Annotated in this window: 31 protein-coding genes and 1 tRNA gene; 30 read left to right on the top strand and 2 right to left on the bottom strand. The window is 25.6% G+C overall.

Going from position 1 to position 16926, the window contains the following annotated elements; translation table 11 throughout:
- Positions 1-216: 216 nt before the first annotated feature.
- The 28 genes from rpsJ (at position 217) to rplQ (ending at position 13777) form a co-directional block, all read left to right on the top strand.
- Positions 217-528, top strand: coding sequence for a 30S ribosomal protein S10 (gene rpsJ, locus M3Y47_RS01385; protein ID WP_252839307.1), 312 nt, complete (start codon positions 217-219; stop codon positions 526-528).
- A 29-nt stretch (positions 529-557) separates the two neighbouring features.
- Entirely contained in the window at positions 558-1190 is a 633-nt protein-coding gene (gene rplC / locus M3Y47_RS01380) for a 50S ribosomal protein L3 (RefSeq protein WP_252839306.1), read from the top strand.
- 13 nt (positions 1191-1203) lie between these two features.
- On the top strand, positions 1204-1812 hold the full coding sequence (gene rplD, locus M3Y47_RS01375) for a 50S ribosomal protein L4 (protein WP_252839305.1): 609 nt from the start codon (positions 1204-1206) through the stop codon (positions 1810-1812).
- The gene (locus tag M3Y47_RS01370; protein WP_252839304.1) at positions 1812-2105 is read left to right on the top strand and encodes a 50S ribosomal protein L23; all 294 of its coding nucleotides are present in this window, start codon (positions 1812-1814) and stop codon (positions 2103-2105) included. Before rplD ends, M3Y47_RS01370 begins: the two co-directional genes overlap by 1 nt.
- Before the next feature lie 27 nt (positions 2106-2132).
- The gene (gene rplB / locus M3Y47_RS01365) at positions 2133-2954 is read left to right on the top strand and encodes a 50S ribosomal protein L2 (protein ID WP_252839303.1); all 822 of its coding nucleotides are present in this window, start codon (positions 2133-2135) and stop codon (positions 2952-2954) included.
- A gap of 24 nt (positions 2955-2978) precedes the next feature.
- Positions 2979-3257 (top strand): 30S ribosomal protein S19, encoded by a 279-nt coding sequence (rpsS, locus tag M3Y47_RS01360; protein ID WP_252839302.1) that lies wholly within the window; start codon positions 2979-2981, stop codon positions 3255-3257.
- A 24-nt stretch (positions 3258-3281) separates the two neighbouring features.
- Positions 3282-3611, top strand: coding sequence for a 50S ribosomal protein L22 (rplV, locus tag M3Y47_RS01355; protein ID WP_252839301.1), 330 nt, complete (start codon positions 3282-3284; stop codon positions 3609-3611).
- 21 nt (positions 3612-3632) lie between these two features.
- Positions 3633-4328 carry a 30S ribosomal protein S3 gene (rpsC, locus tag M3Y47_RS01350; protein ID WP_252839300.1) on the top strand — a complete coding sequence of 232 codons (696 nt, stop codon included), beginning with the start codon at positions 3633-3635 and terminating at the stop codon, positions 4326-4328.
- 16 nt (positions 4329-4344) lie between these two features.
- Entirely contained in the window at positions 4345-4764 is a 420-nt protein-coding gene (rplP, locus tag M3Y47_RS01345) for a 50S ribosomal protein L16 (protein ID WP_252839299.1), read from the top strand.
- A complete protein-coding gene (gene rpmC, locus M3Y47_RS01340) occupies positions 4761-4967 on the top strand; it encodes a 50S ribosomal protein L29 (protein ID WP_252839298.1) in 207 nt (68 codons plus the stop codon). The genes rplP and rpmC overlap by 4 nt, the downstream gene beginning before the upstream one ends.
- Positions 4951-5205: a 30S ribosomal protein S17 gene (gene rpsQ, locus M3Y47_RS01335; RefSeq protein ID WP_252839297.1), complete on the top strand. Its 255-nt coding sequence runs from the start codon at positions 4951-4953 to the stop codon at positions 5203-5205. The genes rpmC and rpsQ overlap by 17 nt, the downstream gene beginning before the upstream one ends.
- A 92-nt stretch (positions 5206-5297) precedes the next feature.
- Positions 5298-5666 (top strand): 50S ribosomal protein L14, encoded by a 369-nt coding sequence (gene rplN / locus M3Y47_RS01330; protein ID WP_252839296.1) that lies wholly within the window; start codon positions 5298-5300, stop codon positions 5664-5666.
- A gap of 26 nt (positions 5667-5692) precedes the next feature.
- On the top strand, positions 5693-6007 hold the full coding sequence (rplX, locus tag M3Y47_RS01325; RefSeq protein WP_252839295.1) for a 50S ribosomal protein L24: 315 nt from the start codon (positions 5693-5695) through the stop codon (positions 6005-6007).
- A 13-nt stretch (positions 6008-6020) separates the two neighbouring features.
- Entirely contained in the window at positions 6021-6560 is a 540-nt protein-coding gene (rplE, locus tag M3Y47_RS01320) for a 50S ribosomal protein L5 (RefSeq protein WP_252839294.1), read from the top strand.
- A gap of 22 nt (positions 6561-6582) precedes the next feature.
- Positions 6583-6888, top strand: a complete 306-nt coding sequence (gene rpsN, locus M3Y47_RS01315) for a 30S ribosomal protein S14 (protein ID WP_252839293.1) — start codon at positions 6583-6585, stop codon at positions 6886-6888.
- Positions 6889-6918: 30 nt separating this feature from the next.
- Positions 6919-7311, top strand: coding sequence for a 30S ribosomal protein S8 (gene rpsH / locus M3Y47_RS01310; protein WP_252839292.1), 393 nt, complete (start codon positions 6919-6921; stop codon positions 7309-7311).
- 11 nt (positions 7312-7322) lie between these two features.
- Entirely contained in the window at positions 7323-7865 is a 543-nt protein-coding gene (rplF, locus tag M3Y47_RS01305) for a 50S ribosomal protein L6 (RefSeq protein WP_252839291.1), read from the top strand.
- On the top strand, positions 7865-8230 hold the full coding sequence (gene rplR, locus M3Y47_RS01300) for a 50S ribosomal protein L18 (protein ID WP_252839290.1): 366 nt from the start codon (positions 7865-7867) through the stop codon (positions 8228-8230). Before rplF ends, rplR begins: the two co-directional genes overlap by 1 nt.
- Positions 8231-8244: 14 nt before the next feature.
- Complete coding sequence (gene rpsE, locus M3Y47_RS01295; protein ID WP_434475811.1) at positions 8245-8751, top strand: 30S ribosomal protein S5; 507 nt, start codon at positions 8245-8247, stop codon at positions 8749-8751.
- 6 nt (positions 8752-8757) lie between these two features.
- Positions 8758-8937, top strand: a complete 180-nt coding sequence (gene rpmD, locus M3Y47_RS01290) for a 50S ribosomal protein L30 (RefSeq protein WP_252839289.1) — start codon at positions 8758-8760, stop codon at positions 8935-8937.
- Between the two features lie 12 nt (positions 8938-8949).
- Positions 8950-9384 (top strand): 50S ribosomal protein L15, encoded by a 435-nt coding sequence (gene rplO, locus M3Y47_RS01285; RefSeq protein WP_252839288.1) that lies wholly within the window; start codon positions 8950-8952, stop codon positions 9382-9384.
- Positions 9385-9393: 9 nt separating this feature from the next.
- The gene (gene secY / locus M3Y47_RS01280; protein WP_252839287.1) at positions 9394-10725 is read left to right on the top strand and encodes a preprotein translocase subunit SecY; all 1332 of its coding nucleotides are present in this window, start codon (positions 9394-9396) and stop codon (positions 10723-10725) included.
- A 33-nt stretch (positions 10726-10758) separates the two neighbouring features.
- Complete coding sequence (gene rpmJ / locus M3Y47_RS01275) at positions 10759-10875, top strand: 50S ribosomal protein L36 (RefSeq protein ID WP_252839286.1); 117 nt, start codon at positions 10759-10761, stop codon at positions 10873-10875.
- A 44-nt stretch (positions 10876-10919) separates the two neighbouring features.
- On the top strand, positions 10920-11276 hold the full coding sequence (gene rpsM, locus M3Y47_RS01270; RefSeq protein ID WP_252839285.1) for a 30S ribosomal protein S13: 357 nt from the start codon (positions 10920-10922) through the stop codon (positions 11274-11276).
- Between the two features lie 13 nt (positions 11277-11289).
- Positions 11290-11679 carry a 30S ribosomal protein S11 gene (gene rpsK / locus M3Y47_RS01265; protein ID WP_252839284.1) on the top strand — a complete coding sequence of 130 codons (390 nt, stop codon included), beginning with the start codon at positions 11290-11292 and terminating at the stop codon, positions 11677-11679.
- A gap of 21 nt (positions 11680-11700) precedes the next feature.
- Positions 11701-12321: a 30S ribosomal protein S4 gene (gene rpsD / locus M3Y47_RS01260; RefSeq protein ID WP_252839283.1), complete on the top strand. Its 621-nt coding sequence runs from the start codon at positions 11701-11703 to the stop codon at positions 12319-12321.
- Positions 12322-12343: 22 nt separating this feature from the next.
- On the top strand, positions 12344-13333 hold the full coding sequence (locus tag M3Y47_RS01255; RefSeq protein ID WP_252839282.1) for a DNA-directed RNA polymerase subunit alpha: 990 nt from the start codon (positions 12344-12346) through the stop codon (positions 13331-13333).
- Between the two features lie 54 nt (positions 13334-13387).
- Positions 13388-13777, top strand: coding sequence for a 50S ribosomal protein L17 (rplQ, locus tag M3Y47_RS01250; protein WP_252839281.1), 390 nt, complete (start codon positions 13388-13390; stop codon positions 13775-13777).
- 76 nt (positions 13778-13853) lie between these two features.
- Here the strand turns inward: rplQ and fmt are convergent, their stop codons facing one another.
- A complete protein-coding gene (fmt, locus tag M3Y47_RS01245) occupies positions 13854-14798 on the bottom strand; it encodes a methionyl-tRNA formyltransferase (RefSeq protein WP_252839280.1) in 945 nt (314 codons plus the stop codon).
- Between the two features lie 5 nt (positions 14799-14803).
- Positions 14804-15304, bottom strand: a complete 501-nt coding sequence (gene def, locus M3Y47_RS01240) for a peptide deformylase (protein ID WP_252839279.1) — start codon at positions 15302-15304, stop codon at positions 14804-14806.
- 502 nt (positions 15305-15806) lie between these two features.
- Between def and aroE the strand changes: the two genes are divergently transcribed.
- Positions 15807-16637 carry a shikimate dehydrogenase gene (gene aroE / locus M3Y47_RS01235; protein WP_252839278.1) on the top strand — a complete coding sequence of 277 codons (831 nt, stop codon included), beginning with the start codon at positions 15807-15809 and terminating at the stop codon, positions 16635-16637.
- Between the two features lie 163 nt (positions 16638-16800).
- Positions 16801-16873, top strand: a tRNA-Glu gene (locus M3Y47_RS01230).
- The last annotated feature ends 53 nt before the right edge of the window (positions 16874-16926 follow it).

Below are 16926 nucleotides of genomic sequence, written 5' to 3'. Positions count from 1 at the left end.
TTTGATAAAATATATTTATAAAATTTCATATTTAGCATTAATTTGTAAAAATTTTGTTTTTATAATATTATTTATAGATAATTAATGAAATTTTTTTGAAATTCTAATATCAATAAATTGATTTATTAGAAGAAATTATTCTAAAATACTCTCTAATTTTTTATGGAGAGTAATTTTTAGTTTTTACTATAATCCAATAATTGGAGTTCTGAGATTATGCAGAACCAGAGAATTAGAATACGTTTGAAAGCTTTTGATCACAAATTAATAGATTACTCTACTGCAGAAATTGTTGCAACAGCAAAAAGAACAGGTGCACGAGTTTGTGGTCCTATACCTTTACCTACAAGAAAAGAAAAATTTACTATTTTGGTTTCTCCTCATGTAAATAAAGATGCACGTGATCAATATGAAATTCGTACTCATAAAAGATTAATAGATATTGTTGAGCCTACTGAAAAAACTGTTGATGCTTTAATGAGACTCGATCTTGCTGCTGGTGTTGATGTACAAATAAGTTTAGGTTAATCATTTTACTTTTAGGAGTTTATAAAATTGTGCTTGGATTAGTGGGTAAAAAACTTGGAATGACAAGAATTTTTAGTAAGGAAGGAAATTCTATTCCTGTGACAGTAGTTGAAATTGTAGAAAATAGAATTACTCAGATTAAAACTCACCCTTGTAAAAATTTTTTTACAGTACAATTAACTACTGGAACAAAAAAATTACGCGCTTTAAATAAGCCAGAACTTGGGCATTTTAAAAAAAATAATATTTTAGCTGGACGTGGTTTGTGGGAGTTTAAAGTTTCTTGTAATGATAGTTTTTTTGTTGGGCAAAAAATTTATATTGATTTTTTAAAAAATTTTAAAAAAGTTGATATCACAGGAATATCTAGAGGTAAAGGATTTTCTGGAACTATTAAACGTTGGAATTTTTCTTCACAGGATGCTTCTCATGGAAATTCTTTATCTCATCGAGCTCCTGGTTCTATTGGTCAAAATCAAACTCCTGGAAGAGTTTTTAAAGGGAAAAAAATGGCTGGTCATTTAGGAAATACAAGAGTAACTATACAAAGTTTATCTATCATTAAGATAGATGTTAAAAAGAAATATCTTTTGATAAAAGGATCTGTTCCTGGGATTTTGAATGGCAATTTAATTATTAAGCCATCTGTGAAAAAAAGTTAAGGAGGTATATAAAATGGAAATAAGATTAAAAGATACAAATGAATATGTTAAACTTTCTAAGTTAATTTTTCAATGTAGTTTTAATAAATTTTTAGTAAATCAAGTTTTAAAGTCTTACTTGATTTCTTGTAGACAAGGGACTAAAGCTCAAAAAAATAGATCTGAAGTTTCTGGATCAGGTAAAAAACCTTGGCGTCAAAAAGGGACGGGTAGAGCTCGAGTGGGATCTATTAGAAGTCCGATTTGGCGTTCAGGTGGTGTAACTTTTGCTGCAAAAACCAGAGACTATTTTCAAAAGATTAATAAGAAAATGTATCGCGGAGCAATGAAGTGTATATTTTCTAAATTAATTTCTCAGAAACGTTTAATTGTTTTTAAGGATTTTAATATTAATATTCCTAAAACAAAAATTTTAATAAAAAAATTAGAAAAATTTGATATACATGTAAATTCTATGATTATACAAGAAAATTTATCTAAGGAATTATTATTAGCATCTAGGAATTTATATCAAGTGAAAGCGATTGGAGTAAATTTTGTTAACCCTGTATTACTATTAAAGTATAGAAATATTTTAATTACTTTATCAGCTTTAAAAAATCTTGAGGAAAAATTTTCATGATGAATCAAGAGTTTTTATTTCATATAATATATTCTTTTCATGTTTCGGAAAAATCTCATGGATGTAGAGGAGCAAATAATGTTCTTGTTTTAAAGGTATGTAAAAATTCTACTAAACGGGAAATAAAATTATCTGTTTTCAAAATGTTTAAATTAAAAGTTAAAAAAGTTAATGTTTTAAATGTGAAAGGGAAAAGGAAACGCAAAGGAAAAAATATAGTGATTAAAAAAAATTGGAAAAAAGCGTATGTTTTTTTACATAAAAATCAAAATTTAGATTTTTTAAATAATTAATTTCAGATAAATTAGAGAATTTTATTTATGACAATCGTTAAATGTAAACCAACTTCACCAGGACGTCGTCATGTTATTAAAGTAGTACATTCTTTTTTACATAGAGGAAAACCATTTGCTAATTTATTAAAAAAAAAAAATAAAAGTGGTGGACGAAACAATCAAGGAAGAATAACTACACGACATATTGGAGGAGGCCATAAAAGAGCATATCGTATTATTGATTTTAAAAGAAATAAAGATAATGTTGTAGCTACTGTAGTACGTTTAGAATATGATCCAAATCGTTCTTCTCATATTGCTTTAATCTTATATAAAGATGGATGTTATAAATATATTTTAGCGCCTAAAGGAATAAAAATCGGAGATAAAATTTGTTCTGGTACGACTGTAGAAATAAAATTAGGAAATGCTTTACCTATGCAAAACATTCCTGTAGGATCTTTAATACATAATGTAGAATTAAAACCTGGAAGAGGTGGACAATTAGCGCGTTCTGCGGGAAGTTATTTACAAATAATTTCTAAAGAGGAAAAATATGTGAGTGTACGAATGCGTTCTGGAGAAATAAGAAAAATTTTATCTATATGTAGAGCAACTATTGGTGAAGTTGGAAATTCTGAACATATGTTAAAAGTTTTTGGTAAGGCTGGAGTTTCTCGTTGGAGAGGAGTACGTCCGACTGTACGTGGAACAGCAATGAATCCTATTGATCATCCACATGGTGGTGGAGAAGGAAAAAATTTTGGTAAACATCCTGTTACACCTTGGGGAGTACAAACAAAAGGAAAAAAAACAAGAAAAAATAAAAGAACAAAGAAATTTATTATTCGTTTTCGTAAAAAATAATTTAAAATATAGGAAAATTTTATTATGCCTCGTTCTTTAAAAAAAGGACCTTATATTGATGAAAGTTTATTTAAAAAGGTAGAATTAGCTCGTTCAAAAAAAGATAAAAAACCTATTAAAACATGGTCAAGAAGATCTACTATTTTTCCCAATATGATTGGTTTAACTTTTTTAGTACATAATGGGAAAAGACATATTCCTGTTTTTATTACAGAAGAAATGGTTGGTCATAAGCTAGGTGAATTTTCTTTAACAAGAACTTTTAGAAGTCATGCAGCTGATAGAAAAATTAAAAAAAGATAAATTTTTGTGTAAGAGGTTAGAAATTTGAAAATTTTAGCTAAATATAAGAAAGTTCGTTCTTCAGCTCAAAAACTAAGATTAGTAGCAAATTGTATTCGTGGAAAAAAAGTTGATCAAGCAATAAATATATTAAATTTTTCTAATAAAAAAGCAGCTTTATTAATTAAAAAAGTATTAGAATCTGCCATTGCTAATGCTGAAAATAATAGTGGAGCAGATATTGATTTACTTAAAATTAGCGAGATTTTAATAGACCAAGGACCAACTATGAAAAGAATGTTACCTAGAGCAAAAGGAAGAGCAGATCAAATATTGAAGCGTACTAGTAATATTAAAATTGTATTATCAAATTGATGATTTTGGAGATATTTCATAATGGGGCAAAAAGTACATCCACATGGAATGAGATTAGGAATTATAAAAAAATGGAATTCAATATGGTTTGCGAATAGTAAAAATTTTTCTAGTTATTTAAATAATGATTATCAAGTGCGTCAATTTTTGTTTAAGAAATTATCTCGAGCTTCAATATCAAAAATAATTATTGAGAGACCATCTAAAACAATAAAGATAATTATATATACTGCAAGACCTGGAATTGTAATTGGGAAGAGAGGAGAAGATATTGAGAAATTAAGAAAAATGGTTTCTCATATTTCTCAAGTTCCATCTCAAATAACTATTTCAGAAGTTAGAAAACCTGAGTTAGATGCAAAATTAGTTGCAGATAATATAGTATCTCAATTAGAGAGAAGAGTTATGTTTCGTAGAGTAATGAAAAGAGCTATACAAAATTCTATGAGACATGGAGCTGAAGGGATTAAAGTTGAAATCAGCGGAAGATTAGGGGGTTCTGAAATCGCTAGAACGGAATGGCAAAGAGAGGGACGTGTTCCATTACATACTTTAAGAGCAGATATTGATTATAGTTCGTTAGAAGCTCATACAACTTATGGAGTTGTTGGAGTCAAAGTTTGGATATTTAAGGGAGAAATTTTAGGTGGAATGCCAGAAATTGAGAAAAATATTAAAATTCGAGAAAATTTTAAAAAAAATAAGAGAATTCGTTAAATAAGGAAATTGATTTATGATAAAATTGATTCCTCGTAAGAGTAAGTATCAAAAAATGCATAAAGGACGTAATAGAGGAATGTGTTTAAATAGTGATTTACTTTTTTCTCCATTTGGTTTACAAGCTATTACACGTGGTCGTATTACTGTTTCTCAACTTGAAGCAGGAAGAAAATGCATTGTAGGATTTTTAAAAAGAATAGGAAAATTAAGAATACGTGTTTTTCCAGATAAACCGATTACACAAAAACCGATAGAAGTGAGAATGGGGAAAGGAAAAGGGAATGTAGAGTATTGGGTATCTTTAATAAAACCAGGGAAAATAATATATGAGTTAAGTGGAGTTTCGGAAGAACTTGCTCGTAAATCTTTAAAGTTAGCATCAGCTAAATTACCTGTTAAGACGACTTTTATATTAAAAATGGAAAACTTATGAAAGTAAATGAATTAAGAAAAAAAAAATATGAGGATTTAAATTTAGAATTAATAAGTCTTTTAAGAGAAAAATTTAATTTAAAAATGCAATTATCTAATAAAAAATTACAAAATACGCATTTATTAAAAGAAAATAGAAAAAAAATTGCGATTTTAAAAACGATATTGTCTGAACAGGAAAAAAAATATGTCAGAAAAAAGTAAATTTTTACAAGGATATGTAAAAAGTAATCGTATGCAAAAATCTATTATAGTTGTTGTTGAAAGATTTATTAAACATCCGATATATAAAAAATTTATTAAAAAAAGAACGAAATTACATGTTCATGATGAAAAAAATCAATGTTCTATTGGAGATCAAGTAATTATTAAAGAATGTCGCCCAATTTCCAAAACTAAATCTTGGACTTTAGTAGAGATTGTTAAGAAAAATGTTTTTTAAAATAATATTTTAGAGAACATGATAAATTTTTTTTCATGTTTTCTAGCATATTAATTTTTTTTATTAAAATTAAATATAAGGTATTTTAATATATGATTCAAGAGCAAACTGTTTTACAGGCTGCAGATAATTCAGGAGCGCGTTCTGTAATGTGTATTAAGGTATTGGGTGGATCTAAAAAAAGATATGCAAATATTGGAGATATTATTAAGATTGCTGTCAAAGATGCTATACCAAGAGGGAAAGTAAAAAAAGGAGAAGTTTTAAAGGCTGTTATTGTCAGAACTAAAAAAGGAATTAGAAGATCTGATGGATCTTTAATTAGATTTGATAGTAATTCTTGCGTTATTTTAAATAATAATGAACAGCCTATTGGTACGCGTATTTTTGGCCCTGTAACGCGTGAATTACGTGTAGAAAAATTTATGAAAATTATATCTTTAGCTCCAGAAGTATTATAAAAATTATTTTTTAACGGGATAAGATAATGGCTGCTAAAATACGTTTTAATGATAAAGTAATTGTTATAGCAGGAAAAGAGAAAGGTAAAATAGGAATTATAAAAAAATTTTTATCAAAAGATAAGGTAATTGTTGAAGGTATTAATATGGTTAAAAAACATCAAAAACCTGTTCCTTCGAGAAATCAAAAAGGTGGTATTTTACAAAAAGAATCTTATTTACATGTTTCTAATATAGCGATTTTAAATCCAGAAACAAATAAGCCTGATAGAATTGGATTTAAATTTAAAAATGGAAAAAAAATTCGTTTTTTTAAATCAAATAATATTTGTATAGAGTGAGTGGAATTTAATAATGAAAGATATGTTAAGTTTTTATAGGGAAAAAATTGTTCCAGAATTTTTAAAAAAATTTAATTACACTTCTATTATGCAAGTTCCAAAAATAGATAAAATTTCTTTAAATATTGGTGTAGGAGATTCTATTGTTAATAAAAAGAAATTAGATTGCGCAATTTCTGATTTAACTTTAATTTCTGGACAAAAAGCATGTATTACACGAGCAAAAAAATCTATTGCAGGTTTTAAAATTAGAAAAGGGTATTCTATTGGATGTAAAGTTACTTTACGTGGTTTAAGGAAATGGCATTTTTTCAATAAATTAATAAATATTGTTATTCCAAGAATTAGAGATTTTAGAGGATTTTCAAGAAATTCTTTTGATGGTTTTGGAAATTATAATTTTGGAATTAAAGAACAAATAATTTTTCCTGAAATAGATTATGAAAAAATTGATAATATTAGAGGATTTAATATCACTATTGTAACTACAGCTAATTCTAATGAAGAGGCTTTATTTTTATTATCGAAATTTAATTTTCCTTTTCGGAAATAAGTTTATAAGGATTAATTTTTTTATGGCAAAGCAGTCAATGAAAGAAAGAGAATTAAAGCGTGCATATTTAGTAAAAAAGTTTTATAAAAAAAGAATGCATTTAAAGTCTTTAGTTCTTAATTTAAAAATATCAGAAAAAGAACGTTTAAATGCTGTTTTTAAATTACAAAAATTACCTAGAGATTCTAGCTCTTCTCGAAAAAGAAATCGTTGTTTATTAACTGGTAGACCACATGGATTTTTAAGAAAATTTGGTTTAAGTAGAATAAAGTTAAGAGAAGCTGCAATGAGAGGAGAAATTCCAGGTTTAAGAAAATCAAGTTGGTAAAATTTTTTAAAAATATTAGGAAAGAATGTTATGAGTATACATGATCCTGTAGCAGATATGTTTGTACGGATTAAAAATGGTCAATTTGCTAAAAAAATTTCTGTAAAAATTCCTTTTTCTTATTTTAAACAAGAAATTGCTATATTATTACAAAGAGAAGGATATATTAAAGAAATTTTGTCTAACAAATCTGATAAACCTTATTTAGAAATTTTTTTAAAATATTTTCAAGGTAATCCTGTAATAGAAAATATTATACGTGTTAGCAAACCTGGATTAAGAGTATATAAAAATAAAGATGATATACCGAGCGTTATGTCGGGTTTAGGAATTGTTATAATTTCTACTTCAAAAGGAATTTTATCTGATAAAGAAGCAAAGAAACAAGGTGTAGGTGGTGAAATTATTTGTTATGTCTCTTAATAGGAGAAAGTATGTCTAGAATTGCTAAGCGTTCAATTATAGTTCCCAAGAATGTTATTATCAAAATTAATAAACAAGAAGTTGTTATAAAAGGTATTAAAGGTAGATTAAAACTTATATTACATGATTCTGTTCAAATAAACTATAAAAATAATGTTCTAAGTTTTAAATCACGAATATCTTCTGGAATAGGATGGATGCATGCTGGAACTTCTCGTTCATTAATTAATTCCATGATTATTGGAGTGACTATTGGATTTTTTAAACAGTTAAATTTAGTAGGTGTAGGATATCGATTTTCATTAGAAGGAAGTAAACAAGAAAAAATTGTGATGTCTTTAGGTTATTCTCATAGCGTTATATATGATTTACCTATAGGTATATCAGCTGAATTAAAATCTCAAACGGAAATTGTCATTAAAGGAATAGATAAAAGGTTAGTAGGACAAGTAGCAGAAAATTTAAGAAATTTTCGTAAACCTGATGCGTATAAAGGAAAAGGTATAAGATATGCAAATGAATTTGTAAGAATAAAAGAGGCGAAAAAAAAGTAATGAAAGTTGTCAAGAATAGAATTTTTATGAGAAAAAAACGATCTTTGAAAATTCGCATGAAATTAAAAAGATTACGTGTGACACGTTTAGTTATACATCGAACTTCGCGTCATATATATGCTCAAATTATTTCTAAAGATAATTTTTCTGTTTTAGCTTATGCATCTACTTTAGAAAAAAATATCCAAAGAAAACTGAATTATACTGGAAATCAAGAATCTTCTAAATTGATTGGAAAAATTATAGCTCAAAGAGCTTTAAAAAAAGGAATTAAAAGGGTTTCTTTTGATCGTTCTGGATTTAAATATCATGGTAGAATTCAATCATTAGCGAATTCTGCTCGTAAATGTGGACTTCAGTTTTAAGGTAAAACTATTATATGATTAATAATATTGAAAAAAAGAATATTGGCGAATTAAAAGAGAAGTTGATTACTGTCAATCGTGTTTCAAAAACTGTTAAAGGCGGAAGGATTTTTTCTTTTACTGCGTTAGCGGTTGTAGGAAACAAAAATGGAAAAGTTGGATTTGGATATGGAAAGGCTAGAGAAGTTCCTTTTGCTATTCAAAAAGCTATGGAAAAAGCTCGTCGTAATATGGTTAGTTTTCAAATTGTAAATAATACTTTACAGTACTCAGTTAAACAATCTTTTACGAGTTCGAAAATATTTATGAAACCTGCTTCTAAAGGAACTGGGATAATTGCAGGAGGAGCGATGAGAGCAGTTTTTGAAGTTTCGGGTATACAAAATGTTTTAGCAAAAACTTATGGATCAACAAACCCAATTAACGTAGTTCGTGCAACAATAAATGGTTTATGTAACATGAAATCTCCTAAATATATTTCACAAAAAAGAAATAAATCTATGAAAGAAATATTGGAGTAAATAAAAATGGGAAAATTTTTTATTATTAAACAAATTAAAAGTAGTATTGGAATATTACCTAAACATAAATTAATTTTAAAAGGTTTAGGTTTACGTCGTATTAATCATATTGTGAAAAGAAAGCAAAATAAATCTATTTTAGGAATGATAAAAAAAGTTTTTTATCTTTTAGAAGTAAGAAGATAGACGAGGATCTTTATGTATTTAAATACTGTTTTTTTAGATTGTAGAAATAAAAAAAAAAAACGTTTGGGAAGGGGTATTGGTTCTGGTTTTGGAAAAACTTCTGGAAGAGGGCATAAAGGTCAGAAATCTAGAACTGGAGGTGGAATTCGTAGAGGGTTTGAAGGTGGTCAAACACCATTTTATCGAAGAATTCCAAAATTTGGGTTTGTGTCTTGTAAAAAAAAATATAGTACAGAAGTGAGATTATCTGAATTATTATCTTTTAAGAAAAATGAAATAGTAAATTTAAAGAATTTAATCAAGAGAAACATTATTAACTCTTGTATAAGGTATGTCAAAATAATTTCTTCTGGGATTATTAATTTTCCTATAATTGTAAAAGGAATTAAAGTTACAAAAGGTGCACGTAAAATTATTGAATCTTGCGGGGGAACAATTGAGGAATAAAATAATAACATGGAAAAATTTAATTTAGGGTTAAATTATCAAGATATCAGAGTAAATTTTTCTGATATACAAAAAAGAGTTTTATTTTTAATTTTTGCTTTAATTATTTTTCGTTTAGGATCTTTTATTCCTATTCCTGGAATTGATATTTTTGCTTTATCAAAATTATTAAATCATCAAGAAGGAACTCTTGTTGAGATGTTAAATATTTTTTCTGGAGGAGCATTAAGTAGAGCTTCAATTTTTTCTTTAGGAATTATGCCTTATATTTCTTCTTCAATTATTGTACAATTATTGACTTTTATATATCCTTCTTGGAAAAATTTAAAAAAAGAAGGTGAAGTTGGTCGTATTAAAATTAATCAATATACAAAAAATTTAACGTTAGTAATAGCTATCATACAAGCTTCTGGGATTTCTTTAAGTTTATCAAATATTCCAGGAATAAGACGTTTAATTTTTAAATTAGATGCTGTTTTTTATATAACTGCAATTATTAGTTTAGTTACTGGTACAATTTTTTTAATTTGGTTAGGTGATTTGATTACAGAAAATGGAATAGGAAATGGAATTTCTGTCATGATTTTTGCAGGTATTGTTTCTCATTTGCCAGTTGTAATTTCCCATACTATATCTGAACTAAAATTAGGACATTTTCATTTTATGTTGTTTATTTTATCATTATTATTTATTTTTTTGATTATTTTTTTTGTAGTTTTTATAGAAAAAAGTCAACGGAAAATACCGATTTATTATTCAAATCAACAACAAAGATATAAAATGCATTTGACGCAAGTCTCACATTTACCTTTAAAAATTAATATGTCTGGAGTAATTCCAGCAATTTTTGCTTCTAGTATTATTTTATTTCCATTGACAATTATTTCTTGGTTAAGAGATTATCATAAAAATTCTTTAAATTTTTTTAATATTCTTTTTGATAATTTTCAACCTGGAAAATCGATATATATTATTTTTTATGCGATATCTATAATTTTTTTCTGTTTTTTTTATACTAATTTAGCTTTCAATGCGCGAGAAACTTCTGAGAATTTAAAAAAATCAGGAGCATTTATTCAAGGAATTAGACCTGGGAAGAATACTTCTGAGTACATTCAAAAAATTATGTTTAAATTAACATTTGTAAATTCAATTTATATTGTATTGATATGTTTAATTCCAGAATTTATGCGTCAAGTTATGCATACACCGTTTTATTTTGGAGGGACATCGTTATTAATTGTTGTTGTAGTAATTATAGATTTGATATTGCACATACAAACTTTGTTGTTGTCAAAACAATATAAATCTTCATTTAAAAGAGCAAATTTAAATTTATAAAAATAATTTTTTTTTAAATAAAAGTGAAAAAATATGAAAGTTCGAACTTCTATAAAAAAGTTATGCAGGAATTGTAAAATTATACGTAGAAGAAATGTTATGCGTGTTATATGTAAAAATAGTCCGAAACATAAACAGAAACAAGGGTAATTTTAATAAAATTTTATTTTATATTTATAAATAAGGAGTTTAAATTGGCACGTATTGCAGGAATTAATATTCCTGATCAAAAACGCACTTTGATTTCTTTAACATACATTTATGGTATTGGAAAATCTCGTGCTAAAATTATATGTAGGAATTTAAATATTTCTGAATCAATAAAAATTAGAGAATTAACGGAAAATCAAATTTCTATGTTAAGGTCTGAAGTTTTGAAATTTATTGTTGAAGGTGATTTACGTCGAACTAAAATTTTAAGTATTAAACGTTTAATAGATCTTGGGTGTTATAGAGGAATGCGTCATCGTAAAAAACTTCCAGTACGCGGTCAGCGTACAAAAACTAACGCACGAACTAGGAAGGGACCACGTAAATTAATCAAAAAATAATTTAGGAAAAAATATGCCGAAAAAAAAAAATCGTATTAAAAAAAGAATTAAAAAAAAAATAACAGATGGAGTTGCGCATATTTATGCTTCTTTTAATAATACAATTGTAACAATTACTGATAAACAGGGAAATGCTTTGGGATGGGCAACTTCTGGTGGATCTGGATTTCGAGGTTCTAGAAAATCAACTCCTTTTGCAGCGCAGGTTGCAGCAGAGAAATGTGTAGAAAAAATTAAAGATTATGGTTTAAAAAATCTTGAAGTAATGGTTAAAGGCCCTGGACCTGGTAGAGAATCCACAATACGTGCATTAAATACAGCAGGATTTCGTATTACTAATATTACGGATGTGACTCCTATTCCACATAATGGGTGTAGACCTCCGAAAAAAAGAAGAGTTTAAGTTTGATAAGAGGGAAGATGTATGGCTAAATATTTGGGTCCGAAGTTAAAATTAAGTCGTAGAGAAGGAACAGATTTATATTTAAAATCAGGATTAAGAAATATTGGATCAAAATGCAAAATTGATCATTTACCTGGTCAACATGGTTTAAAAAAGCAAAGATTATCAGATTATGGATTACAATTGCGTGAGAAACAAAAAGTTCGTCGTTTATATGGAGTATTAGAAAAACAATTTAGAAAATATTATAGATTAGCAGCGAAATCTAAAGGGAATACTGGAGAAAAATTATTACAATTATTAGAAAATAGATTAGATAATATAATTTATAGAATGGGATTTAGTACAACTAGAGCTGAAGCAAGACAACTAGTTAGTCATAAATATATTCAAGTTAATGATAAAATTGTAAACATTCCTTCATATCAAGTATTTCCTAATGATATAATTAAAATACGAAATAAGTTTCAAAAATATTTAAGAATTAAAGCTTCTTTAGAATTATCTGAGCAACGTGAAAAAGTTTCTTGGATAGATGTTGATACAAAAAAAATGACAGGAATTTTTCAAAGAGTTCCTGATCGTACAGAGTTATCTTCTGAAATTAAAGAACATTTAATTGTAGAACTTTATTCGAAATAATTATTTTAAAAGGTTGCATGTGATGTCTGATTCATTAATAAATTTTTTGAAACCACGTTTAGTTGATATTAAGCAATTTAGTGTTACTCATGCTAAGGTCACTTTAGAACCTTTAGAACGTGGATTCGGACATACTTTAGGAAATGCTCTTCGTAGAGTTCTTTTATCATCTTTACCTGGATGCGCTGTGACAGAAGTTGAAATAGATGGAATTTTACATGAATATACTAATAAAGTAGGAGTGCGTGAAGATATTCTTGAGATATTATTAAATTTGAAAGATTTAGCGGTTAATATTCATGGAAAAAATTCTGCAAATTTAATTATACAAAAAAAAGGAATTTGCAAAGTTACAGCTTCGGATATTAAATGTGATTCTAGTGTTGAAATTATTAAATTAGACCATTTAATTTGTCATTTGACAGATGAAAATGCTTCTATAAATATGAAAATAAAAGTTCAAAGAGGGAGAGGATATTCTACTGCATCATCTCGTATGCAAAATCAAAAAAAAGAAAATAATATTGGTAAATTATTTGTTGATGCATGTTATAGTCCAATAGAACGTATTTCTTATCTCGTCGAATCTGCACGTGTTAAACAAAGAACAGATTTAGATAAATTAATTATAGAACTAGAAACAAATGGAACAATTGATCCAGAAGATTCTATCAGAAAAGCAGCAACAATTTTATCAGATCAATTAGAAGCTTTTGTAGATTTAAAAGATATTTGCGAACCTATAGAGCAAGTGATTAAACCGGAGTTTGACGTTATTTTATTGAAACCTGTAGATGATTTAGAATTAACTGTCAGGTCTGCAAATTGTTTAAAAGCAGAATCAATACATTATATTGGAGATTTAGTTCAAAAAACGGAAGTAGACTTATTAAAAACTCCAAATCTTGGAAAAAAATCATTAACTGAAATTAAAGATATTCTAGCATCGCGTGGTTTGTCTTTAGGAACTAAATTAGAGAATTGGCCTCCGAAGAGTATTACAGAAAAATAAGATTTTTTTTTTTTTTTTTTTTTTTTTTTTTGAAGAGGAGGAATACTATATATTATGCGACATAAAAAAATTGGTCGTAAATTAAATAGAAATAGTAGTCATTTGAAAGCTATGTTAAATAATTTAAGTTGTTCGTTGTTATTATATGAAAGAGTAAAGACTACTTTAGCAAAATCAAAAGAATTACGAAGAATTATTGAGCCAATCATTACTGTTTCTAAAATAGATAATATACCTAATAGAAGATTAATATTTTCTAAAATTAGAAATAATTATCTTGTGCATAAACTTTTTAAAGATTTAGGACCCTTTTTTTTTAATAGAAATGGCGGTTATCTGAAAATTATAAAATGTGGTTTTAGAAATGGAGATAAATCTCCTATGGCGTATGTTTTATTAGTTGATAGAGAGAAAATACATAAAAATAATTTTTCAAAAAAATAAAATTTAAAATGTTTTATATAAAAAAAAACAAACGGTATTTTATGCCGTTTGTTTTTTATTTACTAGACATAAATTTTTAATTTAGTCTACTACCTACTAGAAAAAGGTTTTTATGAGAATTTATGATATCTTTAACATGATTTCTTTTTTTTCCTGGAAATTGTAGTTCTATTAATTTAATTATTTTTTTTTTTGTAGAAATTAATATGCCATTTTTGTTAGCTTCAAGAATTTTTCCAGGTGTATCTTGAATATGAGAATTAATTATTTTTGCTTTCCATACTTTAATCATATTTTTGTTTATAAAAAAATATGAACTAGGCCATGGATTAAAAGCTCGAATTTTTCTTTCAATATTTATTGCATATGTATTCCAATCAATTAATCCGTCTTTCTTTTTAATTATTTTCGTATATGTTGCTTTTTTTTCTATTTGTTTAATTTTTTTTATTTTTTGAGATGAAATAATTTTTAAAAATTTAACTAAAGATTTTTTTCCTATTATAGATAGTTTTTGACTTAAACTTTTACAAGTATCATTTTTTTTAATTATTAAAGATTTTTTATATAAAATATCTCCGGAATCAATTTTTTTATTTATTTGAATAATGGTAATTCCAGTTTTTTTTTCTCCAGAAAGAATCGCTGACTGTATTGGAGATGGACCACGAAATTTAGGTAATAAGGAGGTATGTAGATTGATACAACCATATGGAAAAGTGTTAATTATTTCTGTAGGAATAATGACTCCATAAGAAACAACTATCATAATATCCGCTTTTTTTTTTATAAAAAATTTTTTACTTATTATTGAATTCAATGATTTTGGTTGGAAAATTGGAATTTTATATTCTAGAGCAATTTTTTTTACTGCAGAATGTTTTTTTTTTTTTCCTCTTCCGCATTTTTTATCTGGTTTTGTTAATACGTATATAACATTAAATTTTTTTAAAATTAATTGGTTTAAATGTATTGCAGAAAATTTATTTGTTCCTGCAAAAAAAATTTTTTTTATACTCATTTAGATTAATGGATTTTTTTTGTTAATTTTTTATGGATTCTATTTTGTTTTAAAAGAGATAAATAATCAATAAATAATTTTCCTTTCAAATGATCTATTTCATGTTGAATACATAATGATAAAATATCTTGCGCATGTAAAATAAATTTTTTTCCATAAATATCATAAGCTTTCACAAGAATATATTTTTTTCTGACATAAGTTATATACCTATACTTTGGGATAGATAAACAACCTTCTTCAATTTTTAGAATTTTTCCAAATTTTTTTTTTATTTTTGGATTAATTAATATTAGTGGATTTTTTAAATTATGTATTTTATCTATAACAATAATTTGTAAAGGAATATTTACTTGTATTGCAGCTAATCCAATTCCTTGTTTTTTATACATAATATAGAACATTTTTTTAACTAGTGTTTTTAATTTTTTATCAAATTTTTTTACTGGTTTTGCTATTTTTCTTAATTTTTTATTAGGATATTTAAGTATTTTTAATTTTTTCATTTTTTTATTTTGTTTAATACAATAAATATATTTAAGAAAGTAGTTGTATATATTATAAGTATTTTATATTTCTTTAAATAAATAATTTTTTTTCATAATATTTTAAAAAAAATTAATTTATAAAATATGAAATTTTTTAAAGAAATTTTTCATAAAACTTTAATCTTATAATTTAAGTTCTATTGAAGAAGTATTTTTTATAGATTAAAAAATTTAAACACAATATCATTTTTCAGTGTGAACATTATTAAATTAATATTTAATGTTAAAAATTTTAAATTTATGAAAATTTTTTTGATATTTCATATATTGTAATATATTTCAATATAAATAAATTTTTTTATTAAAATCTTGTAAATGAAAATTTTTTGTACAGATTATTTTAAATGAATTTTATAGAAATTTTTTAAATATTTTTTTAATATAAAAATAGTATATTTTTTATATTTTCTAAATAAAAGATTTATAGTTAATAATTAAAATTTTATTGGAGAGAATTTTTATGAATAAAGAGTTTAAAAATAGTTTATATGCTGTTTTTGGAAATCCTATTGATCATAGTCAATCTCCTAAAATACATAATTTTTTTTTAAAAAAATATAATTTTCATGAAAATTATATACGTGTATGTCTTGAAAAGGAAAATTTTTTATCTGATATACTTTTTTTTTTTAAAAATGGAGGGAAAGGAGCAAATATTACTCTTCCCTTTAAAGAAAAAGTTTTTTCAATATGTGATTCTATTACAGAAAGAGCGCGTATAGCTGGTGCTATTAATACAATTAAAAAGACTAAAAAAAAAGGACTTTTAGGAGACAATACTGATGGAATAGGATTTTTGTCAGATTTAATTTTTAAGAAATTAATAAAAAAGAATTTTAATATATTGTTATTAGGAGCTGGAGGAGCGGCTCGTGGAGTTTTACATCCATTATTGAATTTTAAATGCAATGTTTATATTACTAATAGAACTTTTTCTAAAGCAGAATATTTGTCAGAGAAATTTAAGAAATTTGGTAATATACAGTCTGTATCTTTAAATTCTTTACATAGAAAAAATTATAATTTAGTAGTTAACGCTACGTCTACTAGTGTATTGAATATTTCTCCTGTAATACCTTCTAGTTTAGTTTCAAAGAAAACGATTTATTATGATATGTTTTATGGAGAAAAAAATACTTCTTTTATAAATTTTTGTAAAAAGCATGGAGCTCAAAAAGTTTTTAATGGGTTTGGTATGTTAGTAAATCAAGCAGCTCACTCATTTTTTTTATGGAAAAAAATTTTTCCAAATGTAAATGATGTATTTTATTTTTTGAAAGAAAAACAGTGACGTGATGAAATAATCTATTTTATTCAGTTTTTTAGTATATTTTTATGTCTTATATTTGAAGTTTTTAAAAATACTTGACTCTTTTTTTTTGAATATGTAGAATAGTAAGTATAAAAAATTTTATTTAAAAAAGTTTTTAATTTTTTATTAAATTTTTTTTCTAGTCCCCTTCGTCTAGCGGTCTAGGACACTGCCCTTTCACGGCGGCAACAGGGGTTCAATTCCCCTAGGGGACAATTTATTGTATAAAATATATTTTTATTTATAAAATATTATGATATAATAAGTT

Source organism: Buchnera aphidicola (Sipha maydis) (genome assembly GCF_024029855.1).
GTDB lineage: Bacteria > Pseudomonadota > Gammaproteobacteria > Enterobacterales > Enterobacteriaceae > Buchnera_J > Buchnera_J aphidicola_BI.
The sequence above is the reverse complement of the archived record's forward strand: the minus strand, read 5'-3'. Positions and strand labels throughout refer to the sequence as shown.